Genomic DNA, 26,325 nt, shown 5'->3' with positions numbered 1-26,325 from the left:
TGACCGTACTAAATGGCCATCCATTTTTTGTGGGGTAGCAAAGCACTAATCTCACTTGCACGCCGGGTCGGCAGACGCGTGAGAACGTCCTTCAAGTAGACGTATGGATTATGACCATTCAGCTGCGCAGACTGGATCAAGCTCATGATCGCCGCCGCCCGTTTGCCACTGCGAGAGAAAACGGAGAAAACGGGGTCAGACCACTATTATCTTTGAAAATGCCGGAAGCCCATTGCCTTCTAACTTTCCCGCGCCCAATAAAAAACCCCGTAGACGTTAATCTACGGGGTTTCTAAGAGTGGAGGCCGAGGTCGGAATCGAACCGGCGTAGGCGGATTTGCAATCCGCTGCATAACCATTTTGCTACTCGGCCTCAAACGATCAACGCCCTGACTGCTGACATTCACCGCGTAAAAACTTGAGTGGGCTGTAAAACCCTGCCTCTACTCTAACTCATTGAATACATTGAAGTTTTAAAAGCTTCGTTGCGTTCGATGGCCGCCATTATGTACGTATTTGCTTTTACCTGCAACCCCTTGATTTCAAAAATATTTCGTATTGCCATCAAGGGGTTGCGGGCCTGCCCTACTCCTGGATGCGCTGTTGCTGATAGTGCGGGTCGGCCTTGATCTGGGCTTCGGTGAAGGGCAGCGGGCGCAGCTTTTTCTCGGAGAAGGCTTGGGTCTGGTCTTTGGCGTGTTTGGATGCGGGGTTGCTGGATTCGGAGAAGGCCAGCACGCCCAGTGCCTGGGGGCCTTTGTCGTCGAAGGTGACGATTTGCAGGTAGCTGGTGCCGCTGACGACTTCGCGTTTGCCGTCGGCGCGGGGCACGGTTTGCATGGCGTTGTAGATGCCCAGCTGTTGCGGGCCGCCGTGCATGGGGGTTTGGCCGCTGACCTGGATGTCGCCCCAGCGGGTGGCCTTGAGTTTACTGACCTCTGCACTGGAGGCCAGCATGGCTTCGCGCAGGGCTTTGGCGACATCTTCGCGGTCGATGGCCAGGCCGCGTGGTGTGGTCAACGGTTGTGACGAATCGAAAGGCACGCGCCAGGCGTCGGGGATTTGTTGCAGGTGTTCGACCAGGTTAATGAAATGCACCAGGCCGATGCCGCTGTCGAGGTTGGCGTGCTGGTCCCAGGCTTTCAGGCTGGTACACAACGGTTGCAGCGCGGCGGCGTCTGCGCCCAGGTGTTTGGCGCAATATTCGAGCAGGTCTGGCATGACTTGGCTGGCGAGGTACACCTCGTTGTCCATCACCATGTTTTGCAGGTCGGCCACGCTGATCGGTTGCTTCTCCAGGGATTGCAGGCGTTGCACGGCGAAGCGTGCGCGCGGGCCGAGGCCGATGTGGTCCTGGCTGATCACCGGGGAGAAGCCGGTGAGTGGCGCCTTGGGGTTGGCCAGCCACGCCGAGTCGTTGGAGTGTTGCACGTAGTCGCTGCGCTGCAATTGTGGTAACTGGTCGGCAGCGAAGATGCCAGGTTGCGCTGCACGCGGGTCAACGTCCCAGGCGCAGGCGCTGTGGGCGCCGTCGAGCATGATCATTTGCAGGCCGGCGCGTGGGTCGCTGCATTGCGCCAGTTTGGCGGCGCTGACGTTGGGCACCACCGACAGGTTCATGTACAGGCTCTGGCCCTGGTCGTCGGCGGCCACGGTATTGACCCACGGTATGCCTTGCAGGGTGTGCACTGAGGTTTGCAGTTCTTTTAGGCTGGCAGCGCGGTTCATCGCGTACCACTGTTGCAGCACGCGGTCGTTACCCAGGTTGGCGTCGCGCAGGCTGAAGGCGTAGTGGCTGTCCCAGTCGAGTTTGCCGGGCCATTGCACCACCGGGCCAAACTGCGAGCTGTAAACCGTATGAGTGACCTCTTTGAGGCTGCCATCGGGTTGTTTGACTTGGACCTTCACCGCACGATGCTCCATAGCGATGGATTTTCCGTCCAGCAGATAACGCGTGGAATCCTTCGGATCAAGGGTCAGCCTATACAGCGTGAAATGCTTGGACGTGTCCACCGTGTGGGTCCAGGCCACGTGCTGGTTAAAGCCGATATTGATCACCGGCAAACCCGGCAGGGCTGCGCCCATCACGTCCAGTTGGCCCGGGATGGTCAGGTGCATCTCATAAAAACGCATGCCACCGACCCACGGAAAATGCGGGTTGGCCAGCAGCATGCCACGGCCATTAAATGAACGATCACGGCCCACGGCCACGGCGTTGCTGCCCCGGTCGAGGCTGAAGCGTTGCTGATTGGCTGCTGCCAGTTCAAAGGCCTTCATGCTCGACGGCACAGCGGCAGTGGCTTGAGGCGGCGTGGCGCCGACCAGGGCTTCGGCGAATTGGCCGACGCCGCCTTCCACCAGCAGCCTGCGGGTCAGCTTGACCAGGTCTTCCACCACCAACGGGCGCACCCACGTGGCGTGGCACTGGGTCGGTGCGCCCTGCTCTTTCAGATAACGGTTGTAGCCGGCGACATAGCCTTCGATGCGCTGCTGCACCTGCGGGGTTTGCGCCTTCCAGAATGCGGCAACGGCCTGAGGCGTATTCAGCCAGTTGAAAAACACATCACTGGCGAGGTTGTTGCGCTCTTCGAGGGTCGCCTGGTCCGGGCCGAAAAACCGCGCACGCTCGCCGTTCACCGTGACCACTTCATTGGCCAGCAGGCACAGGTTGTCTTGCGCATACGCGTAACCAATGCCGTAGCCCAGGCCACGCTCATCATTGGCGCGGATGTGCGGCACGCCGAAGGTGGTGCGGCGAATATCGGCTGAAGCCTGTGTCACCTGTTCACGCGCTGAAGCATTCAGGCTAAGCCCCAGCAACAGCCCTGCCACGCACGCCTTGGACAACCGGTTGGAAATAATCACGCAAGCTCCACAGTCAATTTGGACACCCTTACAAGGGGCAACGACCCCACCGTAAGAACGCAGGCAACCGGGAATAATTTAGCCGCAGCGGGTGTTTTTTAAACGGCGGTTGACGTGTGACAAAGCGGATACCGACAAAATTTCTACATCCGGGACTTCATGATTTCGCTCGCTCGTTCGTCTTATTCAATAAGAGCGCCATCATTTTCCTGATCAGGCTCTGATAAGGAGTTTTTTGCATGTACAACCCGCAACCGCCCACGGATGGACATTCACCGGCTGCCGACGCCAATTACGGCGGCGGCGCACAAGCGTTCGGCAAAGCGCCGGAGCACGGCAACCAGCGTATCCGCCATTTGCTCAAGTGCTTCGGTTTGCGCACCAGCCTGATCCGGCTGAAGGTCATCGACGCCCTGCTCACCGCCGCCGACAACCAGCGCACATTGGGCGTGCGCGGCGTGCACAGCCATTTGCTCGAGCTGGGCATTCCGTTGTCGTTTCTCAGCGTGCGTGAGGTGCTGAAGCGCCTGTGCAGCGAGGGCGTGATCACCCTCAATGCCGATAAAAGCTACAGCCTCCATACAGAGGCTGCCAAAGTGCTCGACGGTCGCGCCTGACGCTTTCGCCCGGCGCTCCAGCAGGCATCAGAAGTGAGGTTTGACCTTGCGACGCATAATGCCGTTGATCACCACTACCACGACGGCAATCGCAATCGCCAGGTACTGGAACGTTTTTTCGCTGATCACGCCGGTGTTTTGCAGATAAGACAGGCCAAACATCGACGCCAGTACTGCCAGGGCGATCAGAATCGAATATTTCAAACGTTGCTTTTGGGTCATGACGGGTTCCTGAAGCTTAAGAATGTATCCACTTTGTATCGCCGAGCATGCCAAGCACATACCCGGTTACGGGGATGGCACCGGTTCGGCAGGGTCATATGTTACAGGCGCTGAGAAATTTTGGCTTGTTCCGCGCCTGATTGAACCTGTCGGTACTTTAGAGGATGTAAAAATGCTCCGTCGAATCACACTGCTGATTCCATTGCTGATCATGTTGACCATGAGCGGCTGCTTCTTTTTCCCTCGCGGCGGCGGTGGCGGCTGGCACGACCATCGCTACGATGGCGGCCCTGGCTACGAGCGTCGCTGATACCGGGTGCTTCTCGCTTTCCAGGACGGAAAGCGAGATGTTCACCGTTCAACCAGCATGCACCCAACGCTGATGCAACCACCGGGCAAACGCATCCAGCGCAAACCCCAGCAAGCCGATCACCACCACCATCGCCATCAACTCCGAATACGCCAGGCGGTCACGCGTGTCGAGGATGTAATACCCCAGCCCCGCGCTCACCCCAAGCATCTCGCACGGCACCAGCACGATCCACAAAATGCCAATGGCCAGGCGCACGCCGGTCAGCACATGCCCGACTACGCCGGGAATGATCACCCGTCGCAGGGTTTCCCAGCGCGTGGCGCTGAGGCTTTTACTCAGTTGCAACCAGCGCGGGTCCAACTGGCGCACACCGGCGGCGGTGTTGAGCATGATCGGCCACACCGCCGCAAACGCCAGCAGGAAGTAGATCGGTTGGTCGCCCACGCCCATCAGCATCACCACAATGGGCATCCAGGACAGTGGCGATATCATCCGCAGAAACTGGAACGCCGGTGTGGTGGCCGCCTCCAGGTTGCGCGAACTGCCCACCAGCAGCCCCAACGGCACACCGACCAACAGCGCCAGAAACAGCCCAACGAATATGCGCTTCAGGCTCACCGCGATGTGCAAGTACAGCTCGCTGCGCCCAAGCAATTCCCACAAGCTGCTTGCGGTTGCCGCCAGCGAAAAGCGCGCCGACAAACCATCGGCGTCGCCAAACACTTTCACGCCCAGCCACCACAGCAGCAGCAAGCCGGCCAAACCACTCAGCCCCAGCCACCAGCCAGGGATTCTGCCGTTGTTCAAACGCCGATCTCCTCGTGCCGTGCATAACCGTCGGGCAAGCCGAAGGTTTTCATGCCGCCCACGGACTCGATGGCATTGCGCACGAAGCGGTCGTCCACCAAGTCTTTGGCCACAAAGGTGGGGTCCAGGTCGGCGAGGAACTTCTTGTCGCCCTCGATCAGGGTGTCTTTGAGGCGCCTTACCAATTCCTCGGTGTAGCTGGGGAATGGGTAAGGTTGGAAGTCGATACGGTGCTCGTCCCAATTGGCGTGCTGGATAGCGCCGTCAGCCAGGTAGGCGGCACGGTCGGCGGCGGCCGGGGCCAGCACCTTGCTCAACACCGGTTCAGCGTGCGGGGTGTAGCGGTTCGGGCCGTCCTTGGACAGCAGCTTCACCGCCTCTTCGCGGTTATCGCGGGTCCACACCTGCGCCTTGACGATGGCATTGACCACCTTCTGCGACCACTCCGGGCGGTTGGTCAGGTCATGCTCATGCATGAACACCACGCAGCAGGCGTGGTTGCGCCACACATCGCCGGTAAAGCGCTGCACGCGGCCGACCTTGAGGTTTTCCGCGAGGGCGTTGAACGGCTCGGCGACGATATAGCCGTCGATGCGCTTGCTCGCCAATGCAGGCGGCATATCCGAAGGCGGCAGCACAATCAGGTTGACCTCATTGGCCGCAATCGCAGCACCGGCGGCACGCGCTACTGGCGTGAGGCCGTTGTCGCGGAACAGTTGCTGCACCACTACGTTGTGGATCGAGTACCAGAACGGAATCGCCACCGACTTGCCGCCCAGTTGCTTCACCTCGGTAATGCCCGGCGAAACCGTCAGGCCCGAACCGCCGACATGGTTCCAGGCCACGACTTTGGCCGGCACCTTGCTGCCGTAGCGCGCCCATACCGTCATCGGCGACAGCAAGTGAATCACGTTGACCTGCCCGGAAATAAACGCCTCGATCACCTGCGCCCAACTGCGCAACAGCACCGGGCGCTCGGCCTTGATGCCTTCGGCCTCGAACAAGCCGTTGTTATGCGCAACCAACAGCGGCGTGGCGTCGGTAATGGGTAGGTAGCCAATGCGCACCGGCGCGTCCGGTTCGCTGGCAGCGCGGGCTTGCAGGCTGCTCAACAACGGCAAGGCCCCAGCAGCACTGAGTACTGCCGAGAGCTTGAGAAAATCACGGCGCGAGTGCGTAAGGTCATCCAGACACATGTGAAAACTCCTGTTGGTCAATGGGGTTGGGTTGAGGGCGGCTCGCCTGCCGTAAGGTTTTAAGAATCTCGATACGCAACGCGCCGATGGCTTCAACCTGCTCTTCGCGCGGTTGCGGCAAATCGATGTGCCATTCGCCCAAAGTCCGCGCCGGGCGGTTGCCCAGTAGCAGGATGCGGTCGGACAGCAGCAGCGCTTCATCAATGTCATGGGTGATCAATACCGCCGCCGAACCTTGCTCGCGGTTGACCTTGAGCAGCAGGTGCTGCATGTCGGCGCGGGTGACTTCATCCAGCGCGCCGAACGGCTCATCCAGCAGCAACACCTGCGGCTGGCGAGCCAGGCAGCGGGCCAACGCGGTGCGCTGGGCCATACCGCCGGACAACTGCGCTGGAAACTGCTGACGCGCATGCTCCAGGCCGACCGCCGCAATGGCGTGGTCGACGCGCTGGCGGCGCTCCTCAGGGCTCAAGTGCGGCTGACGGGCGAAATCCAGGCCAAAGGCGACGTTCTTTTCCAGGTTCAGCCAGGGCAACAGGCTCGGGTCTTGAAACGCTACCGCCACCCGTGGGTGCGGCCCGGCCAGCGGTTCGCCCAACACCTGCACGCTACCGCCCTGGGGTGCCTGCAAACCGGCCAGCACGCGCAGCAGGCTGGATTTACCCACGCCGCTGGGGCCGAGGATCGACACCACTTCGCCCGGTTGCAGTTGCAAGTCAAACCCTTGCAACACCGGCCCGCTGGCATAGCCCAGGCAAATACCCTGGGCGTTCATTACCGCCTGGCTCATAGATTGGCCTGACGGTGCAGCTCGGTGCGCAGTTGCACCAGGCTGGGCGTCACAATCGGCACAAAGGCCGACTCGCGCCAGCGCCGTGCAAAGCCACTGCCGTGGGCGTTGAGATAGGCCTTGCCGCCACTGGCCTGGAGTTCCAACTGCACCGCGCTGGCGGCGGTTTCGGCCAGGGCGATTCGCAGTTTGAACAAGGGCACCGGTTCGGCGGCAAAACGACCGGCCAACAGGCCGCTTTTGAGTTCTGTGACCAGGTGATCGAGGGTCGCTCGCAAGGCTTCCAACTCGTCACGCAACACCGTGCGTGAGGAGCCCAGGTGGTTGGCCACTTCCGCCAGGGAGCGCCGCGCCAGGCCGATGGACATGCCACATTGCAACCCCAAAAACGCCGGGCGTACGGCCGGCAGGAACTTGCGTGCATCTTCATGCAGCAACCAGTCGCGGCTCAGCTCCACGCCTTCCAGGCCCAGGGCGGCGGTATTGCTCGATTGCAGGCCCATCAGTTCCAGGTCACGCGAACGTTGCAGCCCTGCGACCGAATCCGGGATGGCCAGGATAAACGGCGCGCCGCCGCCGGCATGCTCGATCGCCGCCGCCGCAATAAAACCGTTCTTGCGCAGGTTGGTCACCCAGTGCAGGCGGCCATTAAGGGTCCAACCGTCTTCGGTCGGCTCCGCGCTGATTTGCAGGGTCTCGATGCCGGACAAAAACTTCATCGCGTTCGACAGCCCGGTGGCCCCGGCCAGCTTGCCGCTGAGCAGGTCCGGCAACAGTTGCTCGCGCAGCCGCTCATTCGGGCTCTGCAACAAATATTCGATAAAAGAGCGCTGGCCCCAGCACACAAACGCCGCCGCCAGGGAATGGCTGGCCACATTGGCAATGGCTTCCACCGCGCCGGTCACATCACCGCCCAGGCCGCCCAGCGCCTTGGGCACGCCAATACTTAATACATTCGACTCTGCCAGCCTTGGCAGCACTTCCTGTGGATCGCAACTGCCCACATCCAGGGCCTGCGCTTGAACATCGAGCCAACGGCTCAAGATTGGGTCAAGCATTCGTTTCTCCTTTTTACAGCAGGTGGACCATCGCCGATTCAGCTTGCCGGTTTTTCCCAACGATATTGCGCCAGTTCCGGGTTCAGCGGGGTACGCGCAAACACGTTAGCGAAGTTGCACAGGGTTGCCAGGCTGATGCCCAAAATAACTTCCAGTGCCTGGCCATCGGTATAACCAGCGGCGCGGAACGCTTCAAAACCCGCGTCGCTGACATCGCCACGGGTGGCGATCACTTCGCGGGTGAAGGCGGCGAGTGTCTCATAACGGGCGTTGGGCAATTCACCGCGCTGGCGCAAGGCGTCAATCACGTCTTCGGGCAGCTTGGCTTTATTGCGCGCAACAGCGGTATGGCCGGCCACGCAGAAATCGCAGCCGTGGGTGGTGGCGGCAATCAATTGCACCACTTCGCGGTCGGCCAGGCTCAGCTCAGACTTGGCGTTGAGCCCGGACACAGTGATGTAGGTTTCCAGCGCTGCCGGTGCATTGGCCAACACGGCGAGCAGGTTGGGGATGAAACCCGAACCTTTAAGGGCATTTTCCAGGAAGGGCTTGGCCGCTTCCGGGGCGGTTTCGGGGGTGAGCAACGGTACGCGGGACATGGAGTGGTCTCCTGATGGGTTCATCACCTAAGTCTGTTGGTTATAAAAAAACGCCTCAATAGGCTAAAGTAGCGATTACTTGCTCTAGAGTCTTTACGTTAGATGAATTCGTCCAGTGCACTCGTTGATTGGTTATTAGACAGCCTCGAACTCAACACCAGCCTGTTCCATGTCGGCCGCTATTGCGGCGACTGGCACGCCAGCACCCATGGGCTGGCCAGCGCGAGTTTCCACCTGATTGTGCAGGGCCAATGCTGGTTGCATATTGACGGCGAACCCCTTCCCCAACACCTGAATAATGGTGATGCGGTGTTTCTGCTGCGAGACCTTGAGTACCGGCTGTCTGGCGAAGCTACGGCCGCGGCCGCGCAGGAATGCCCACGCCGACCGATGCTGGCGCTGGACAGCAACGCTGACGACGGCGTCGGCCTGGTTTGCGGCTTTTTTCACTTTCATTCCGGTTTGTCGGCGATGATCGTCGACGGATTGCCCGCCTGGATTATCCTGCGCGCCGGCGACCCATCGCTGACCGCCGCGCGCAGCCTCTTCGAGTTGATCCTGCACGAGTGCGAGCGCGTCCCGGCGCCCTCCTCGGCATTGCTCGAGCGCTTGTGCCATTTATTGTTTCTGTATGTGCTGCGCCAGCAAGTCATCGACAACAGCGAACTGGGCGGTTTGGCAGCGCTGGGCCGCCAACCGGCGTTCGCCGAGTTGCTCGAACAATTGATCGCGCGACCGGCAGACCCATGGACCCTGGAAAGCATGGCAGCCTGCACCGGTTTGTCGCGCTCGGCATTTTTCAAGCGCTTCAGCGAGCTGTGCGGGCAATCGCCGGGGCATGTACTGTTAATGATGCGGATGCGCCATGCATGCCGCCTGTTCAAAGAAGACATGACCGTAGCCGATGTATCGTTGGCGGTGGGCTACCAATCGGTGGCGGCTTTTACTCGCGCGTTTCACAAGACCACCGGCCAGCAGCCTGGGGCTTATCGCAAAGGTCAATTGCAGAACTGACACACAGCATCCAAGCGCGAACGAAATATCCAGTCGCAAGCTCTGTGCGGGTGCCAGGAACGCTTGCGCATCGGTCGTCCACGTAAGAGTAGCCCTGACATGCAGTCAGATTTCTACTTTGGTCATCGAGAAGGACATCCGCATGCTCTCTCTTTACGCTTACGCCCCAGCAACCCCGCGTCACCTTGTCCCCGGCGTCGAGCCGGTAACCCCCACACGCTCCCCCTATGACCCACCGTCTGACCTGGCGCCAGGCGCAAAAGAGGCGAGGACACATGAACTGCTCAAAAAGGGCGATGTGACCTTCAGCCGGGAAATCACCTGGAGCACCGTGAATTCCGAAAAGCCCAAGATGGTGTCAAATCGGCTTATCGTTGAAACCGGCGATCTTGCCGATAAAATTCGGGTGCGCAGTTGGCCTGGAGACAAGTTGCAGTTCCTCGTCAATGGCCAATCGTATGTGCTCGACGCCCATGCACCACAAGGTCCGCAGCATAGCCTTTTGATCAAAACCAACGGTGGCAAAGACGAGGTCACCATCGATGACGACGTCAAGCACACCGTGGAAATTCACGGCGGCGATGGTAGAGACATCCTCAAAGCGGGTGGAGGCCCGACCGCACTCTTTGGTGAAGGTGACGAAGATGAGCTGAGGCTGGGTAGCGGATTCGGCTATGCGCAAGGCGGCGACGCCGACGACGTGATGGTGGGCGGTTCCGGCACCAACGTCATGTACGGCAATAATGGCAACGACCGTATGTATAGCAAGACCGGCGCCAGGGACTCGAAAAATTTCATCTTCGGTGACGACGGCGATGACGTGCTCTATACCCCTGACGGCAAAAATCATCTGAACGGTGGCAAGGGTAATAACCAACTGTTTGTCAATGACCGCACCACCCGATACAGCGGTGGAGGTTCCGACCGTGTCCAGGACAATCGCAGCAAAAATAAATTTTCATTCATGCCGCGGGTTGTTGGCAGCGACCCCCTCCCTCGACCTTGGCTGAAGTGAAACCGGGCAAAGCGGGCAGCCGGTAACCCGGCAGCACGTTTTGCGCATAGGCGACCTTGAGCAGCGAACGCCAGCAAGGTCGCCGCTGACCCGACAACTTTGCACCCGCGTACCTCAAGCTCCTCCTCGCCAAGCCGATAGCTCTACGAAGCTCTAACAAAGCCGCGTCGACAATAACGCTTCGTAAGGACGACCCCATGCCCCCACTGCGCTCCATCCAAACCCGCTACACCCTGTTTCTGGTGTTGTTCGTCCTGCTGATATTGGTATTGACCGTCGTCGGTATCGGCCAGTTGGTGGCCCCCACGCTGCGCCATACCGAAGAACAGGTGGTGCTTAACCGCGTCGCCGAAGTGGCTGAACGCATCCAGGGCGAACTGAACAAGGTTCAAGCCCAGCAACGCAGCATCACCCAAACCATTCCCCTGCTCGACAGCGACGCCATCGACAAGGTGCTGCCCGGCCTGGTGGACCAGTATGGCGAGTTGAAAGTCTTCGGCGGCGGTATCTGGCCGTTGCCCAACCAGCGCGCGCCAGGGCGCAACAAGTTCAGCACCTTTTGGCACCGCGATGCGTCGGGCAAGCTGGCGGTCAATACGTTCTGGAACAGCGACGCCGCGCCCAACTACTACGACCAGAGCTGGTACAAAGGCGGCCTCGCCTCGCCACGCGGCCAGTGCGCCTGGGCGGCGGCGTACAAGGACGACGCCAGCCAGGAGCCGCGCACCAACTGCGCCATGGCCATCGAGCGTGACGGCGCGGCCTACGGGGTGGCCACCATTGACGTAACCCTGGGGTTCTTCAATGAGCTGGTGGCCAGCAAGGAAAAGGACATCGGCGGCCAGATGCTGATCGTCGAAGGCGACGGCAAGATCATCAGCAACAGCTCGCGCATCAGCGGCCCAGTGGTGTTGAAGAACATCAGCGAACTGGCCGGCACCTCGGCGTTTGCCGCCCAGGTGAGTAAAGCCCTGGCCCATCGCGACCAAGGGCTCGTGCGCACCGAGTTCGACAACCAGGGCGTGGCCAGCACCTTCTACTTGCGCCCGATCGAGGGCACACCGTGGTTCCTCGCCACCGCCCTGCCGACCTCGTTGATCACCGCCCAGCGTGATGACGTGCTCGGCAGCCTGGCCCTGCTGCAAATCCCCATGGTGTTGCTGCTGGTGCTGTTGGCCGCTTATGCGATCCGCCAACTGGTGCAGCGCATGAAGTCACTGAAAACCAATATTGATGCATTGTCAGCCGGTGACGCCGACCTGACGCGGCGCATCACCATTCGCGCTGAAGATGAACTGGGCGCCATCGGCCATTCGGTCAACCACTTTATCGTCTACCTGCAGAACATGATTGGTGAGGTGACCCAGGCCACGGGCGCCATGTCGTCGAGCCTGGCGCAACTGCAGCAGACGTCGGCCCACACCAACCAGATCCTGGTGCGCCACGCCTCGGAGACCGACCAGACCGTTACCGCCATCACCGAAATGAGCTCGACTGCCGACACCGTGGCGCAAAACGCGGCGCAAACTGCCTCCTTCACCCAGCGCGCCAATGAGCATGCCGACCGCTCACGCGTGGTGGTGGGCGAAGCGTCCACCAGTGTCAGCGCCTTGATCGGCGAAGTCGCCAGCGCCACCCACACCGTGGAGGCCATGCGCCAGGACGCTGCACGCATCACCGAAACCCTCGGCGTGATCGGCGCGATTGCCGGCCAGACCAACCTGCTGGCCCTTAACGCAGCCATTGAAGCGGCGCGGGCTGGCGAGCAAGGTCGTGGTTTTGCGGTGGTGGCCGATGAAGTGCGGGCGCTGGCGGCGCGCACCCAGGCCAGCACCTCGCAGATCAACGAGATGCTCGCACGCCTGACCACGGGCGTGAGTTCGTCGGTGGCGGCCATGGAAAACACCCAGGCCAGTTGCCAGTCGGCGGCGGATGCCACGGCGCGGGTGAACACCGGGCTGGATGAGATGGCCGGTTCCGTCAGCCATATCAACAACCTCAGCACCCAGATCGCCACGGCCGCCGAGCAGCAAAGTGCGGTGACCGAGGAGATCAACCGCAGCATGGTGCAGATCCGACAGATGGTCGACGAGTTGGTAGAAAGCGGCCATGCCACGCAAAGCAACACCCAGAGCCTGCTGGACGCCAATGGCCGAGTGATTGCGTTGATGAGCCGCTTCAAGGTGCGCTGATAAATGACTGAGACACTCCCGTGCAATCCACGGGAGTGGGACTATTCTGACAGTTCTCAGGACAAAATCTCGCCACACAGGAGGTGTGCCATGCATGCAGCTGAGCATTCGGTCCGCTTGGAGCGGATCAGTCAGGAACGCTTCATCCAGGCGCCTATCGAGGTCATCTATGACTACGTGACCCAGCCGGATCGCTGGCACGAGTGGCACCCCACTTCCCTGAGTGCCGACACCGGCACCAGCGGTTCACTGCCGGCCGGCACACGCTTTACCGAAATTATCGACTTGTTGGGCGTGCGCGTGCCCATGAGCTATCGCGTGCAGATCGCCCGCCGTCCCAGTGAATTCAAGACCGTGTTCACCTCACTTGCAGTAGACGGTTCGATTCACTACTTCCTGCAACCTCACCGTGACGGCACCTTGTTCAAGCGTGTGCTGACCTACGAGACAGAATTGCAACTGGCCACCTTGCACGAGCGCATGATCGAGCTGTCGGGCATTGCGCTGGACCAGCTCAAGCACCGGCTGGAAAACGCGGCCTTCGTATAATTTAGAAACATTACTCCCTCACCTATCACCCTGTGGGAGCTGGCTTGCCTGCGATGACGTCGGCATGATCGCCGCACCTTTGCGACGCCATCCTCTTGCCCACGAGACCCGCATGAAAAACCCCCTGCGACTGGCCCTACTTTGCGCCCTGTTCACCTGCGCCCTGACCCAGGCCGCCGACTTGATCCCTATCGACGTCCACCGCGACGCCAACTGCGGCTGTTGCAAAAAATGGATCAGCCACCTGGAAACCAACGGTTTCAAAGTCAACGACCATGTCGAAGCCGACATGAGCGCCGTCAAGCAGCGCCTGGGCGTAGTACCGCGCCTGGGCTCGTGCCATACTGCCGTGATCGACGGCAAGTTCGTCGAAGGCCATGTGCCCGCCGAGCAGGTGCTAGCGCTGCGCAATCGCGATGATCTGCTGGGTATTGCCGCACCCGGCATGCCCATGGGCTCGCCCGGCATGGAAATGGATGAGCGTCGCGAGGCCTACCAAGTCATTGGCCTGACCCGCGATGGTCAGGACGTGGTGGTGGCTGATTACCCGGCCCACTGATTAATGTTCGCCGGTTACCTGGGGCTTTTCTTTGCCGCCTTTGGCGCGGCCACCCTGCTACCACTGCAATCGGAAGCGGTGCTGGTCGGCCTGCTCCTCAGCGGGCACTACAGCCTGTGGGGGCTGCTGGTGATCGCCACGGTCGGCAATGTTTTGGGTTCGGTGGTCAACTGGTGGCTGGGACGTTCGGTTGAGCGCTACAAGGCGCGGCGCTGGTTTCCGGTCACCCCACAGCATCTGGAAAAAGCCCGCCGTCACTATCAACGCTGGGGGCATTGGTCGCTGCTGCTCAGTTGGGTGCCGATTATCGGCGACCCATTGACCTTGGTGGCCGGGGTTATGCGTGAGCCGTTCTGGCGTTTTGTGCTGCTGGTCACGCTGGCCAAAGGCGCCCGTTACGCCCTGCTGGCAGTATTGACACTGAACCACCTGGCGCAGCCGTAAAAACCGTCAGTGGCAGGTGCTTTTTCTGTAGGAATAAGCTGTGTCTGCCGTTCGGTACACCCGATTAATCCTCGATTAATCGGGTGTCGACAGCATCCGTTTTTTTCACTACGGAGCACACCATGCGACCGCCGCGTACGCTATATCTCACGAGCTTGCTACTGGTTACAGCCCTTACCGGCTGCGCCACCGGCAAAGACGACAACTATGGCCCCGAGCTGCAAGGTTTCCAATACCCTTATCCGGTCGAACGCTTCAAGTTTACGTCCCAGGGCCAGTCGCTGCAGATGGGCTACATGGACGTCGCGCCCACGGGCAAACCCATAGACCGCACCATCGTACTGATGCACGGCAAGAATTTCTGCGGCGCCACCTGGGACAACTCGATCAAGGCGCTGAGCGCAAATGGCTTTCGCGTAGTGGTCCCCGACCAGATTGGCTTTTGCACCTCAAGCAAGCCCGAAGCTTACCAATACAGCTTCCAGCAACTGGCCAACAACACCCACCAGTTACTGGAAAAACTGCGAATAAAAAAGGTCACGCTGCTGGGCCACTCTACCGGCGGCATGCTCGCCACCCGGTATGCCTTGATGTACCCCGCACAAACCGAACAGCTTGGGCTCATCAACCCTATCGGCCTGGAAGACTGGAAAGCCTTGGGCGTGCCTTACCGCCCTCTCGAACAATGGGCGCAATCGGAACGCAACCTCACCTACGCGGGCGTGCGCAAGTATCAACAGGACAATTATTACGGCGGCCGCTGGGAGCCGGCCTATGACCGTTGGGTCGATATGCTCGTCGGGCTCTTCAACGGCCCGGGTCAGCCCCTAGTGGTACGCAACTCGGCCTTGATCTGGGACATGATCTACACCCAACCGGTGTACTACGAGTTCAAGGATTTGCAGGTGCCTACACTGCTGTTGATCGGCACCGCCGATACCACCGCCCTCAGCCGCGACCTGGCCTCACCTGAAGTCAGGGCGAAGCTCGGTGACTACAAAACCCTGGGCAAGCACGTCGCCCAGTTGATTCCCAATGCCAAGCTGGTGGAGTTCGAAGGCCTTGGCCATTCGCCACAGGTGGAAGAACCCGAACGTTTTCACCAGGCATTGATGCCGGGTTTATTGGCGTATTAACCCTCCTGCGTCGGGGCGCAGCGAGACCGCTGCGCCGCCGTTAATCCTCGCTTAATCCCCTCGTCAGAGCATCCGGGCACTGTTCCTGGAGCCTGACCCATGACGCCAATCCGTTCTCTGTGCGCCGCAAGCCTGCTGTTGATCGCTGCCCTGCCCGCTTTTGCCGCCACCGAAGGGCCGGCTTACGGCCCAGAGCTGCAAGGTTTTCAATACCCTTATCCGGTCGAACACTTCAGCTTCCAATCCCAGGGCAAATCCCTGCAAATGGGGTATATGGATGTGCCCGCCAAAGGCACCGCCAACGGCCGCAGCGTAGTGCTGCTGCACGGTAAAAACTTCTGTGGCGCCACCTGGGAAGACTCGATCAAGGCCTTGAGCGACGCTGGTTATCGCGTAATCGCTCCCGACCAGATCGGGTTTTGCAGCTCCAGCAAACCGGATCACTACCAGTACAGCTTCCAGCAACTGGCGATCAACACCCATCAACTGCTGGAAAAACTCGGCATTCAGAAAGCCACGATCATCGGCCACTCCACCGGCGGCATGCTCGCCACCCGGTACGCACTGCTGTATCCCACGCAAACCGAGCAATTGGCGCTGGTCAACCCCATTGGCCTGGAAGATTGGAAAGCCTTGGGTGTGCCCTATCGCAGCGTCGACCAGTGGTATGAGCGCGAGCTCAAACTCAGTGCCGACGGCATTCGCCAGTATGAGCTCAACACCTATTACGTCGGGCGCTGGAAGCCGGAATATGAGCGCTGGGTCGACATGCTCGCCGGCCTCAATAAAGGCCCCGGCCATACTCAGGTCGCCTGGAACTCGGCGCTGATTTACGACATGATCTTCACCCAGCCGGTGTACTACGAGTTCAAGGACTTGCAGATGCCCACGCTGTTGTTGATCGGCACGTCCGACACCACCGCCATCGGCAGTGATATCGCGCCGCCAGCGGTCAAGGCCAGGCTCGGTCACTACGACGTGCTGGGCAAGCAGGCGGCCAAGCTGATCCCCCACGCGACCCTGGTGGAGTTCCCAGGCCTGGGCCACGCACCGCAGATGGAAGAGCCCGCGCAGTTTCATAAAGCACTGTTGCAGGGATTGAACGCCCTTTAATCCAACCTTTTTCGAGGCACTCGTGAATGTCGGTACAGATCGCAGTCATTGATGATTGGCAGAATGTGGCCAGTGGTGTGGTGGATTGGTCGGCACTGGCGTCGGTGGGCCAGGTGCATTTTCTGCACGACTACCCCGCCGATACCGCCACGATGGTCGAACGTTTGCAGGCGTTCGACGTGATTTGTGTAATGCGCGAGCGCTCGACCTTCGATCAGGCCCTGCTGCAAGGCCTGCCCAAGCTGAAACTGCTGGTGACCGGCGGCATGCGCAACGCGGCCATCGACATCGCCGCGGCTAAAGCCCTGGGCATCCAGGTGTGCGGCACCGACAGCTACAAGCAGGCGGCACCGGAGTTAACCTGGGCGCTGATCATGGCCTCGACCCGCAACCTGCTGGCCGAAGCCAACTCACTGCGGGCCGGCGGCTGGCAGATCGGGCTGGGCGGCGATCTGTATGGCAAAACTTTGGGGGTTCTCGGGCTGGGCAGCATCGGCCAGAAAGTCGCGCAGTTTGGCCAGGCATTTGGCATGCGCGTGATTGCCTGGAGTGAGAACCTCACACCGGAGCGTGCTGCCGAGGCGGGTGTAAGCTGGGTCAGCAAGCGCGAGCTGTTCGAGCAGGCGGATATTCTGAGTGTGCACTTGGTGCTCAGCGAACGCAGCCGCGGCCTGGTAGATGCCCAGGCGCTGGGCTGGATGAAGCCGAGCGCGCGCCTGGTCAATACCTCACGCGGGCCGATTGTGGATGAGCAGGCGCTGATCGAGGCGTTATCAGCCGGGCAACTGGCAGGGGCTGCGCTGGATGTATATAGCGAAGAGCCGCTACCGGCTGATCATCCATTCCGGCGCTTGCCGAACGTGTTGGCCACGCCCCATGTCGGTTATGTGAGTGAGCAGAATTATCGGCAGTTTTATCAGCAGATGATCGAGGACATTCAAGCCTGGGCCAAAGGTGCGCCCATTCGCACGCTCTAGGCATTGTGGCCGAGCGGGCCGGTTGTGATGAACAGGCTTACTGTGGCGAGCAGGCTTGTTGTGGCAAACAGGCTTACTGTGGCGAGCAGGCTTGTTGTGGCGAGCAGGCTTGTTGTGGCGAGCAGGCTTGCCCTGCGTTGGGCTGCGGAGCAGCCCCATAATGAGCACACCGAACTACCTGATGCACCGATTCAGCCATTTGGGAGCGCTGCGCGCTCCAACGCAGGGCAAGCCTGCTCGCCACAGTAAGCCTGCTCGCCACAACAAGCCTGCTCGCCACACCTAGGCCGTTCGCCACTATCGCGCCGCCGTTCTCGCAAAATCACAACAGTTTCGAACTGTGCATATCGTTACAAGTTTTTTGTCCTACAAAAAACACCTACAAACCCTGCAGGCTCTGGGATCTGTCCTAGACTCATGACCGATGGGTCCGTTCCAAAACAAAAACCCCGCAAAAAATCGAAACTTTACAACTCTGCCGCAGGTCAAGTTTTTAAGGGAGACGAGCGCAGGCGATTCAGCCGAATGCCCGTCCATCCACTCTTTTTTCGCAATGGGTACAACTGGCATACGCCTTGCCAGTTTGTACAGTGCTTGTGCGCCTGGCCGCAGGATGTGGCCAATCGGAGCCGGTGGCAGCGGGCCATCAGCCGACCAAACATGTAGGAGAGAACAATGATCAGTGCTGCAGTCGATACTCAGGGAGAGCGTTTTAGTCAGCCGGCAGGGGGACCGACTTCGTTGGCCGACCTGCCCAACACTGTGCGGCCGATCGTGAGTCAGAACCCTAATCGTAAGAAAGTCTTGTTTGTGACCTCCGAATTCGCCGACCTGGTGAAAACTGGCGGCCTGGGCGACGTTTCCGCCGCCCTGCCCCGTGCCATGGCGCACCTGCACGATGTACGCGTGTTGATCCCGGGCTACCCGCAGGTGATGGAAAGTGACAACCCGATCCATATCATCGGCGAACTGGGCGGCCACGCGGCGCTGCCGCCGTGCAAGATCGGGCGCATGGACCTCAAGGATGGCCTGGTCATCTATGTGCTGATCTGCCCTGAGCTCTACGAGCGTGAAGGCACGCCCTACGGCGCCAACAACGGCCGCGACTGGCCGGACAACCATATTCGCTTCGCCCGCCTGGGCCTGGCCGCCGCCGACATGGCTGCCAACCTGGCGCAGATCCACTGGTGCCCGGACCTGGTGCACGCCCATGACTGGCCGGCAGGCCTGGCGCCGGCTTATATGCACTGGCGTGGGTCGCGCACCCCCACACTGTTCACCATTCATAACCTCGCTTACCAAGGTGTGGTCAGCCTGGCGTCTACGCCGGAACTGGGCATTCCACCCCATGCCCTGCAACAGGAAGGCATGGAGTTCTACGGCAAAATGTCGTTCCTCAAGGCGGGCATGGCATATTCCAGCCATATCACCACCGTGAGTGCGACCTACGCCCAGGAAATCACCACCCCGGAATTCGGCTGTGGCCTCGATGGTTTCCTCGCCAGCAAGACCCAGCAAGGCCTGCTCAGCGGGATTCCCAACGGTATCGATGAAAGCTGGGAAACCTCCACCGACACACACTTGACCCACAACTTCAATATTGGCGACTGGGAAGGCAAGGCGGTGAACGCCGCCCATGTGCGCGAACTGTTCGGCCTGCACGAGTCCAGCGGCCCGCTGTTCGCGGTGGTATCGCGCCTGGTGTACCAAAAAGGCCTGGACCTGACCGAAGCGGTCAGCCGCTTTATTGTCGAGAACGGTGGCCAGATCGCCATCATCGGCCGTGGCGAGCCGGAAGAAGAACACGCCATGCGCGAACTCGCCCTGCGCTTCCCGGGCCAGGTCGGTGTGCGTATCGGCTTCAATGAAACCGATGCACGGCGCATGTTTGCCGGTAGCGATTTCTTGCTGATGCCGTCGCGCTATGAGCCGTGTGGCCTGAGCCAGATGTACGCCCAGCGTTTCGGCTCGCTGCCGGTGGCGCGCAATACCGGCGGCTTGGCGGACACCATCGAAAATGGCGTGACCGGCTTCCTGTTCAACGAGTCCACGGTTGAAAGCTATGAAGAGGCGCTGAGCCGCGCCTTCAGGGTATTTGCCAATAAAGGCCTGCTTAACGCCATGCGCAGCCGCGCCATGACCCAACCGTTCAACTGGTGCCAGGCGGTGGAACCCTACGCCGAGCTTTATGAGCAACTGGTGGCCAAGGCCTTGGGGAAACCCACGAAGTAATTATTGTTTGTTGTTTTAAAAAAGGGAGGTCTTCATAGATGCCGTCAAGGACTCTGGAAACCTGGCCCCACGGCGCAATCATGCTGGACGCGCAACACACGCGTTTTGCCTTGTGGGCGCCAGACGCGTTTTATGTCAGCGTTGAATTGCAAGACGGCAACTCCATTGCCATGCTGCCCCAGGCAGATGGCTGGTTCGAGGTAGAAACCAAGTGCCCGGCGGGCACTTGTTACCGCTACAACATCGACGGCGAACACGACGTGCCTGACCCGGCGTCCCGGGCTCAAGCCTTGGACGTACATGGCTGGAGCGTCGTCGTCGATCCCCTCGCCTATCAATGGCGACACAGCCAGTGGCAAGGTCGCCCTTGGCACGAGGCTGTTATCTACGAACTGCATGTGGGCGCACTGGGTGGCTATGCCGGCGTGCAAAAGCACCTGCCTCGCCTGGCCGAACTCGGCGTGACCGCCATTGAGCTGATGCCCTTGGCGCAATTTCCCGGCGAGCGCAATTGGGGCTACGACGGGGTTCTGCCCTATGCCCCGCAAGCCTCCTATGGCTCCCCCGAACAACTCAAAGCGCTCATCGACAGTGCCCACGAACACGGTTTGGCGGTGATCCTGGATGTGGTCTACAACCACTTCGGCCCCGACGGCAATTACCTGGGCCAGTATGCCCAAGGCTTTTTTGAAGAAGACGTACACACGCCCTGGGGTGCCGGGATTGATTTTGATCGCCGTGAGGTGCGCGACTTCTTCCTCGACAACGCACTAATGTGGTTGCTTGAGTACCGCTTCGACGGCCTGCGCCTGGACGCAGTGCACGCCATCGACAACCCCGACTTCCTCAAGGAACTTGCGCACCGGGTACGCCAGCAGGTGGACACCGGCCGGCACGTGTGGCTGGTACTGGAAAACGAAATCAACCAGGCCAGCTTGCTCAAGCACGACTTTGATGCGCAGTGGAACGACGACTTCCATAACGTGCTGCACGTGCTGCTCACGGGCGAGACGGATGCGTATTACAGCGACTTCGCGCAAGACCCTACGGAGAAACTTGCGCGCTGCCTGGGCGAAGGCTTCATCTACCAAGGCCACACCACCCGCCACGGCCATGCGCGCGGCGAACCCAGTGGCGACTTGCCGCCCAGCGCCTTCGTGGCGTTTTTGCAGAACCACGACCAGGTCGGCAACCGCGCCTTGGGCGAGCGCCTGCACCAACTGTGCTCGCCCCAGGCGCTGAAAGCGGCCACTACCTTACTGCTGCTGTCGCCGATGATTCCGCTGATGTTTATGGGCGATGAAGTCAACGCCGAGCAGCCGTTCCTGTTTTTCACCGACCACCACGGTGAGCTGGCCGAAGCCGTGCGCGAAGGTCGGCGCAACGAATTCGCCGACTTCGCAGCGTTTAAAGACCCTGAACGGCGCGAACATATTCCCGATCCCAATGCGCTGACGACGTTTGTGCAGTCGGCGCCCTTATTTGCCGAGAACGCACACGCGCAGCTGTACCGCCAGCTGCTGAGCCTGCGCCATGTGCATATCGTGCCGCACTTGCCCGGCAGCGTGGCGCTGGGCGCCCAGGTGCTGGGCGACAGCGCTGTCACCGCGCGCTGGCGCCTGGGCAACGGCAGCGTGTTGCAGATTGACCTGAACCTGGGCGCCACGCCGCTGGATCACCCGGCGCCATCGCACCTGCTATTCGAGACGTCCGCCCATGAAGGCGCGCAACTGGCGCCGTTCAGCACGCGCGTCGCCTTATCCCCTGTTGGAGATCACCCTTGAGCGAAGCGAACCTGGAAATACTCGCCAGCCGCGCGGGCCTGGCCGTCGATTGGATCGACGCAAACGGCCGCCCGCAACATGTCAAACCTGCCGCCTTGCGTGCTGTCCTCAAAGGCCTGGGCCACCCGGCCGATACCGACGCTGAGATCGATGCCAGCCTGCTCGAAATGGAACAGGTGCAACAAGACAAGCACCTGCCACCGCTGATGACCGTGGACACCGGCGCGAGCCTGGACCTTGCGCGTTACTTCGCCCCGGACACACCGTGCCGTGTCAGCCTGGAACAGGGCGAAACCCTCGAATTGCGCCTGGATGGCAATGCCGAACTGCCCGGCGTTATTGCGCTGGGTTACCACCAGGTGCATATCGACGATCAAACCTTCACCCTGGCCGTGGCCCCTACCCATTGCTACAGCGTAAGTGAAGCGGTCGACAGCCAGCCCGCCCGCGCCTGGGGCCTGAGCGCGCAACTGTATGCACTGCGCCGCCTGGGTGACGGCGGTTTCGGTGACACCCTGGCGTTGGAGCACTTGGTGCGCAGCGCTGCCGAGCGCGGCGCCGATGCATTGGCCATCAGCCCGATGCACGCGATGTTCAGCGCCGACACCGAGCGCTACAGCCCTTATTCACCGTCCAGCCGGCTGTTCCTCAACAGCCTGTATGCCTCGCCCGCCTGCATCCTTGGCGAGCGCGAAGTGCGCAACGCCATCGAGGCACTGGACCTCACGGATGAGCTGCACGCACTGGAACAGCTCACCTTGATCGACTGGCCCGCCGCCGCCCGCGCCAAGCAGCGCGTGTTGCGGGCCTTGTATGAAGATTTCCGCCACGGCCAGCACCCGCAACACGCCGACTTCCTGAGCTTTCGCCAGGCCGGCGGCGAAGCCCTGGAAAACCACTGTCGCTTCGAAGCCGTGCAGGCCGTGCGCGCCGCCGCTGGTGAAGACCTCGACTGGCGCCACTGGCCCGAAGCATGGCGCACGCCACAGAGCCCGGCGCTGGCGCAATTTGCCGCCGAGCATGCGGATGAAATCGGCTATTTCGCCTTCAGCCAATGGCTGATCGCACGCAGCCTGGAGCGCGCGCAACAAGCCGCGCGTGGCAGCGGCATGGGCATCGGCCTGATCGCTGACCTGGCCGTGGGTGCCGACGGCGGCGGCAGCCAGGCCTGGAGCCGGCAGGACGAGTTGCTGGCCAACCTCACCGTCGGCGCGCCACCTGACATTCTCAACCGTGCGGGTCAAGGCTGGGGCATCTCGGCGTTTTCCCCCGAAGGCCTCAAGCGCAACGGCTTTCGCGCTTTTATCGAGATGCTGCGGGCCAACTTCGCCCACGCCGGCGGCCTGCGCATTGACCATGTGATGGGCCTGCAACGCCTGTGGGTCATCCCCATGGACGCTACGCCGCGCGAAGGTGCTTATTTGTATTACCCGGTGGATGACCTGCTGCGCCTGCTGGCGCTGGAATCCCACCGCCACCAGGCCATCGTGCTCGGTGAAGACCTGGGCACCGTGCCCGATGGCCTGCGCGAAAAACTCAGCGGCCGCTCGCTTCTGGGCATGCGCGTGTTGCTGTTTGAGCAAAACTACGAAGGCCACTTCAAGCCGATTCTCGACTGGCCGGACAACGCCTTGGCCACCACCAGCACCCATGACTTGCCAACCCTCAACGGCTGGTGGCACAGCCGCGATATCGAGTGGAATATCCAGCTGGGCCTGATCGATGCGCCCACCGTGGAGCAATGGAGCGAACACCGCCTGCGTGAACGCCAGGCGCTGCGCCAGGCCTTGAGCCAGGATCCGCAGAACTTCGTCGATGAAATCCGCAACGACACCGACCATATGATCGACGCCAGCGTGCGCTACCTGGGCCATACCCGCGCGCCGTTGGTGCTGTTGCCGCTGGAAGACGCGCTGGGCATCGAGGAACAAGCCAACCTGCCCGGCACCACCGACACCCACCCCAATTGGCGCCGCCGGCTGCCGGGCGAGGCCGCCAGCCTGCTCGACAACGACAGTGCCGCCCGCCGCCTGGAGCTGCTGGCCGTGGCGCGCAACCAGGCCCATGAGCGTGACCGATGAACACGTTACCCCTGCGCGCGACGCAGCGTCTGCAATTTCATAAAGGTTTCACCCTGGACGATGCCGTCCCGCTGGTGCCCTACTTCGCCCAACTGGGCATCAGCCACCTGTATGCCTCGCCGCTGCTCGCCGCTCGCGCCGGGTCCATTCACGGCTACGACGTGGTTGACCCAACCCGCGTCAACCCCGAGCTGGGTGGCGAGCCCGCCCTGCACAGGTTGGTAACGGCGCTGCGCGAGCATGGGATGGGGCTGATCCTCGATATCGTCTCCAACCATATGGCCGTCGGCGGTGCGGACAACCCGTGGTGGCTGGACCTGTTGGAATGGGGGCGCTTGAGCCCCTACAGTGAGTTTTTCGATATCCAGTGGCACTCACCGGACCCGCTGCTCAAGGGCCAGTTGCTGATGCCGTTTCTGGGCAGCGACTACGGTGAAGCGCTGCAAAGCGGCAATCTGACGCTCAAGTTCGATGCTGCGCATGGCAGTTTTTACGTCGAGCATTACGAACACCGCTTCCCGATTTGCCCGCGTGACTACGCCATGATCCTCGGCAGCGATGAATTGTTGAAGCCCCTGGCCGATCGTTTCGGCACCCTCGCCTACGAGGATTACGCGTACACCGAAGCCGGCTGGCTCAAACACGCGTTGGCCGAGCGCGCCACCGAAGCCTCGGTGCTGCACGCCATCGAACGCCAACTGGCCGAGTTTGATGGCCGCCAACCAGACGGCTTCCAGCGCTTGCACGCCTTGCTGGAACAACAGGTTTATCGGCTGGCCAGCTGGCGTACCGCAGCGGACGATATCAACTGGCGGCGCTTCTTCGACGTCAATGAACTGGGCGGCCTGCGCGTAGAACGCAGCGCCGTGTTCGAAGCCACCCACGGCAAGATTTTCGAGCTGATCAGCCAAGGCCTGGTGGACGGCCTGCGCATCGACCATATCGATGGTCTGGCCGACCCGCGCGGGTATTGCCGCAAGTTGCGCCGGCGTGTGGACTCACTTTCGCCCAACCGGCATTTGCCGATCTTCGTGGAAAAAATCCTCGGAGAAGGCGAAGCCCTGCGCGAAGACTGGCAGGTGGACGGCACCACCGGCTATGAGTTCATGAACCAACTGTCGCTGTTGCAGCACGACCCGGCAGGCTTCGGGCCGTTGGCTGAGCTGTGGACGCACCACAGCGAACGGCCTGCGGCCTTTATCGAGGAAGCCTGGCTGGCCCGCCAGCAAATCCTCAACGGTTCCCTGGCCGGCGACTTCGAGAGCGTGGCCCAGGCGCTGCTGCAAGTGGCCCGCGACGACGTGATGACCCGCGACCTGACCCTGGGCGCAATCCGCCGCGCCTTGCAGGAACTGATCGTGCACTTCCCGGTGTACCGCACCTACATCAGCGCTCGTGGGCGCAGCGCCAATGACGATGTGTTTTTCCTGCAAGCCTTGGCCGGTGCCCGCAGCACCTTGGGCGAAGGCGACTGGCCGGTGCTCGACCACCTGGAAAAATGGCTGGGCGGCCAACCATGGCGCAACCGCCCGGTCGGGCGTGAACGCAAGATGCTCAAGCATGCCTGCGTGCGTTTCCAGCAATTGACGTCGCCGGCGGCTGCCAAAGCCGTGGAAGACACCGCGTTCTATCGCTCGGCGGTGCTGCTGTCGCGTAACGATGTGGGCTTTAGCACCGAACAGTTCAGTGCGCCGTTGGCGGATTTTCACGCGGCTAACCAGCAGCGTTTGCAGACCTTCCCCGACAACCTGCTGGCCACCGCCACCCACGACCACAAGCGCGGTGAAGACACGCGCGCGCGCCTTGCAGTGCTGAGTGAATGCGCGCCGTGGTATGTCGAACAAGTCGAGCATTGGCGCCGCCTCGCCGCACCGTTGCGCGAGGATGCACACAGCCCGTCGGCGGGCGATGAGCTGATCCTTTATCAAGTGCTGCTCGGCAGTTGGCCGCTGGAAACCAACCCGGACTTGCAGTCTTACCAGCAACGCCTGTGGCAATGGCAGCAAAAAGCCCTGCGCGAAGCCAAGTTGCAAAGCAGTTGGAGCGCGCCCAACGAAGCCTATGAACAGGCGGTCGAAGTCTTTCTGTCACGCCTGCTGCTCAGCGATGCCGGCGCGCCGTTACGCAACGCCATCGGCAACGCCGCCCAGGCCATCGCCACGGCGGGCGCACTGAACGGCCTGGCGCAATCCTTGCTTCGCATCACCGTGCCGGGTGTACCGGATTTGTACCAGGGCGATGAGTTCTGGGACTTCAGCCTGGTAGACCCGGACAACCGCCGCCCGGTGGATTTCAACGCACGGCAACACGCGCTGGAGACACCACCGGACGTCAGCGAGCTGTTGTCCCACTGGCGCGACGGGCGTATCAAACAGGCGCTGATTGCCCAGGTATTGGCCGTGCGCAAGGCCAACACCGAACTCTTCCAACGCGGCAGTTACACGCCGCTGGAAGTGGTAGGTAAACACGCCGATCACGTCGTCGCATTCTGCCGTACGCACCAAGGCAAACACCTGCTGGTGGTGGTGCCACGCTGGTCCCATCGCTTGCTGGATAATGGTGAAGTGCCCCACGTCAATGCGCAGGTTTGGGGCGATACGCGGGTGAAATTACCGTTCGCCAGCACAACACAAAACTGGAAGGGACTTTTTCATACAGGCGCAGTCACACCAAACAAGGAGCTGTTGATCAGCGCTGCCCTGGGGGATTTCCCGGTCAATGTCTTTATCAATTCCGACGATCAAGAAAGCTGAAAATTTTCT

General features: G+C 61.0%; 22 protein-coding genes, 1 tRNA gene and 2 pseudogenes. 16 read left to right on the top strand and 9 right to left on the bottom strand.

Going from position 1 to position 26,325, the window contains the following annotated elements:
- Positions 1–8: 8 nt before the first annotated feature.
- The 3 genes and pseudogenes from P5706_RS14965 to pvdQ all read right to left on the bottom strand — a co-directional run.
- Positions 9–179: pseudogene (locus tag P5706_RS14965) on the bottom strand (transposase domain-containing protein); the annotation flags it as partial.
- 120 nt (positions 180–299) lie between these two features.
- Positions 300–373: transfer RNA gene (locus P5706_RS14960), tRNA-Cys, on the bottom strand.
- Positions 374–585: 212 nt separating this feature from the next.
- Positions 586–2,865 (bottom strand): bifunctional acylase PvdQ, encoded by a 2,280-nt coding sequence (pvdQ, locus tag P5706_RS14955; protein ID WP_285679710.1) that lies wholly within the window; start codon positions 2,863–2,865, stop codon positions 586–588.
- 239 nt (positions 2,866–3,104) lie between these two features.
- On the opposite strand from pvdQ, the gene P5706_RS14950 reads away from it, so the two are divergent.
- Complete coding sequence (locus P5706_RS14950) at positions 3,105–3,482, top strand: fe2+ zn2+ uptake regulation protein (RefSeq protein ID WP_200432188.1); 378 nt, start codon at positions 3,105–3,107, stop codon at positions 3,480–3,482.
- 27 nt (positions 3,483–3,509) lie between these two features.
- On the opposite strand, the gene P5706_RS14945 is transcribed toward P5706_RS14950, so the two are convergent.
- Positions 3,510–3,704 carry a hypothetical protein gene (locus P5706_RS14945; RefSeq protein ID WP_065931559.1) on the bottom strand — a complete coding sequence of 65 codons (195 nt, stop codon included), beginning with the start codon at positions 3,702–3,704 and terminating at the stop codon, positions 3,510–3,512.
- A 172-nt stretch (positions 3,705–3,876) separates the two neighbouring features.
- Between P5706_RS14945 and P5706_RS14940 the strand changes: the two genes are divergently transcribed.
- A complete protein-coding gene (locus P5706_RS14940) occupies positions 3,877–4,014 on the top strand; it encodes a hypothetical protein (RefSeq protein WP_162843025.1) in 138 nt (45 codons plus the stop codon).
- 48 nt (positions 4,015–4,062) lie between these two features.
- Here the strand turns inward: P5706_RS14940 and P5706_RS14935 are convergent, their stop codons facing one another.
- Genes P5706_RS14935 through P5706_RS14915 form a run of 5 tightly spaced genes read right to left on the bottom strand, consistent with a single transcriptional unit; the run spans position 4,063 to position 8,467 of the window.
- Positions 4,063–4,824 carry an ABC transporter permease gene (locus P5706_RS14935; RefSeq protein ID WP_285679709.1) on the bottom strand — a complete coding sequence of 254 codons (762 nt, stop codon included), beginning with the start codon at positions 4,822–4,824 and terminating at the stop codon, positions 4,063–4,065.
- On the bottom strand, positions 4,821–6,020 hold the full coding sequence (locus tag P5706_RS14930) for an ABC transporter substrate-binding protein (RefSeq protein WP_200432190.1): 1,200 nt from the start codon (positions 6,018–6,020) through the stop codon (positions 4,821–4,823). The genes P5706_RS14935 and P5706_RS14930 overlap by 4 nt, the downstream gene beginning before the upstream one ends.
- Positions 6,007–6,810 carry an ABC transporter ATP-binding protein gene (locus tag P5706_RS14925; protein ID WP_285679708.1) on the bottom strand — a complete coding sequence of 268 codons (804 nt, stop codon included), beginning with the start codon at positions 6,808–6,810 and terminating at the stop codon, positions 6,007–6,009. The genes P5706_RS14930 and P5706_RS14925 overlap by 14 nt, the downstream gene beginning before the upstream one ends.
- Positions 6,807–7,868 (bottom strand): acyl-CoA dehydrogenase family protein, encoded by a 1,062-nt coding sequence (locus P5706_RS14920; protein ID WP_285679707.1) that lies wholly within the window; start codon positions 7,866–7,868, stop codon positions 6,807–6,809. The genes P5706_RS14925 and P5706_RS14920 overlap by 4 nt, the downstream gene beginning before the upstream one ends.
- 38 nt (positions 7,869–7,906) lie before the next feature.
- On the bottom strand, positions 7,907–8,467 hold the full coding sequence (locus P5706_RS14915) for a carboxymuconolactone decarboxylase family protein (protein ID WP_200432193.1): 561 nt from the start codon (positions 8,465–8,467) through the stop codon (positions 7,907–7,909).
- Positions 8,468–8,569: 102 nt separating this feature from the next.
- Between P5706_RS14915 and P5706_RS14910 the strand changes: the two genes are divergently transcribed.
- The 14 genes and pseudogenes from P5706_RS14910 (at position 8,570) to P5706_RS14850 (ending at position 26,316) form a co-directional block, all read left to right on the top strand.
- A complete protein-coding gene (locus tag P5706_RS14910) occupies positions 8,570–9,481 on the top strand; it encodes an AraC family transcriptional regulator (protein ID WP_200432194.1) in 912 nt (303 codons plus the stop codon).
- Positions 9,482–9,623: 142 nt separating this feature from the next.
- Positions 9,624–10,496: a calcium-binding protein gene (locus P5706_RS14905; RefSeq protein WP_285679706.1), complete on the top strand. Its 873-nt coding sequence runs from the start codon at positions 9,624–9,626 to the stop codon at positions 10,494–10,496.
- Between the two features lie 197 nt (positions 10,497–10,693).
- Positions 10,694–11,827: pseudogene (locus P5706_RS37235) on the top strand (HAMP domain-containing protein); the annotation flags it as partial.
- Positions 11,828–11,842: 15 nt separating this feature from the next.
- On the top strand, positions 11,843–12,688 hold the full coding sequence (locus P5706_RS37230; protein ID WP_425540579.1) for a methyl-accepting chemotaxis protein: 846 nt from the start codon (positions 11,843–11,845) through the stop codon (positions 12,686–12,688).
- Positions 12,689–12,778: 90 nt separating this feature from the next.
- On the top strand, positions 12,779–13,237 hold the full coding sequence (locus tag P5706_RS14895) for an SRPBCC family protein (RefSeq protein WP_200432197.1): 459 nt from the start codon (positions 12,779–12,781) through the stop codon (positions 13,235–13,237).
- 112 nt (positions 13,238–13,349) lie between these two features.
- Positions 13,350–13,796, top strand: a complete 447-nt coding sequence (locus tag P5706_RS14890) for a DUF411 domain-containing protein (RefSeq protein WP_285679704.1) — start codon at positions 13,350–13,352, stop codon at positions 13,794–13,796.
- A 3-nt stretch (positions 13,797–13,799) separates the two neighbouring features.
- Positions 13,800–14,240 (top strand): YqaA family protein, encoded by a 441-nt coding sequence (locus P5706_RS14885; protein ID WP_285679703.1) that lies wholly within the window; start codon positions 13,800–13,802, stop codon positions 14,238–14,240.
- Positions 14,241–14,362: 122 nt separating this feature from the next.
- Positions 14,363–15,376 (top strand): alpha/beta fold hydrolase, encoded by a 1,014-nt coding sequence (locus tag P5706_RS14880; protein ID WP_285679702.1) that lies wholly within the window; start codon positions 14,363–14,365, stop codon positions 15,374–15,376.
- 99 nt (positions 15,377–15,475) lie between these two features.
- Positions 15,476–16,489, top strand: coding sequence for an alpha/beta fold hydrolase (locus tag P5706_RS14875; protein ID WP_285679701.1), 1,014 nt, complete (start codon positions 15,476–15,478; stop codon positions 16,487–16,489).
- Positions 16,490–16,515: 26 nt separating this feature from the next.
- Positions 16,516–17,466 (top strand): D-2-hydroxyacid dehydrogenase family protein, encoded by a 951-nt coding sequence (locus P5706_RS14870; RefSeq protein WP_285679700.1) that lies wholly within the window; start codon positions 16,516–16,518, stop codon positions 17,464–17,466.
- A 675-nt stretch (positions 17,467–18,141) separates the two neighbouring features.
- Positions 18,142–19,698 (top strand): glycogen synthase GlgA, encoded by a 1,557-nt coding sequence (glgA, locus tag P5706_RS14865; RefSeq protein WP_285679699.1) that lies wholly within the window; start codon positions 18,142–18,144, stop codon positions 19,696–19,698.
- 38 nt (positions 19,699–19,736) lie between these two features.
- On the top strand, positions 19,737–21,482 hold the full coding sequence (treZ, locus tag P5706_RS14860; protein WP_285679698.1) for a malto-oligosyltrehalose trehalohydrolase: 1,746 nt from the start codon (positions 19,737–19,739) through the stop codon (positions 21,480–21,482).
- Entirely contained in the window at positions 21,479–23,563 is a 2,085-nt protein-coding gene (gene malQ / locus P5706_RS14855) for a 4-alpha-glucanotransferase (protein WP_285679697.1), read from the top strand. Before treZ ends, malQ begins: the two co-directional genes overlap by 4 nt.
- The gene (locus tag P5706_RS14850) at positions 23,560–26,316 is read left to right on the top strand and encodes a malto-oligosyltrehalose synthase (protein ID WP_285679696.1); all 2,757 of its coding nucleotides are present in this window, start codon (positions 23,560–23,562) and stop codon (positions 26,314–26,316) included. The genes malQ and P5706_RS14850 overlap by 4 nt, the downstream gene beginning before the upstream one ends.
- Positions 26,317–26,325 lie beyond the last annotated feature (9 nt).

Source organism: Pseudomonas sp. ChxA (assembly GCF_030263855.1).
Taxonomy (GTDB): Bacteria; Pseudomonadota; Gammaproteobacteria; order Pseudomonadales; family Pseudomonadaceae; genus Aquipseudomonas; species Aquipseudomonas fluorescens_CB.
This window is presented reverse-complemented; position numbering and strand designations above follow the sequence as displayed.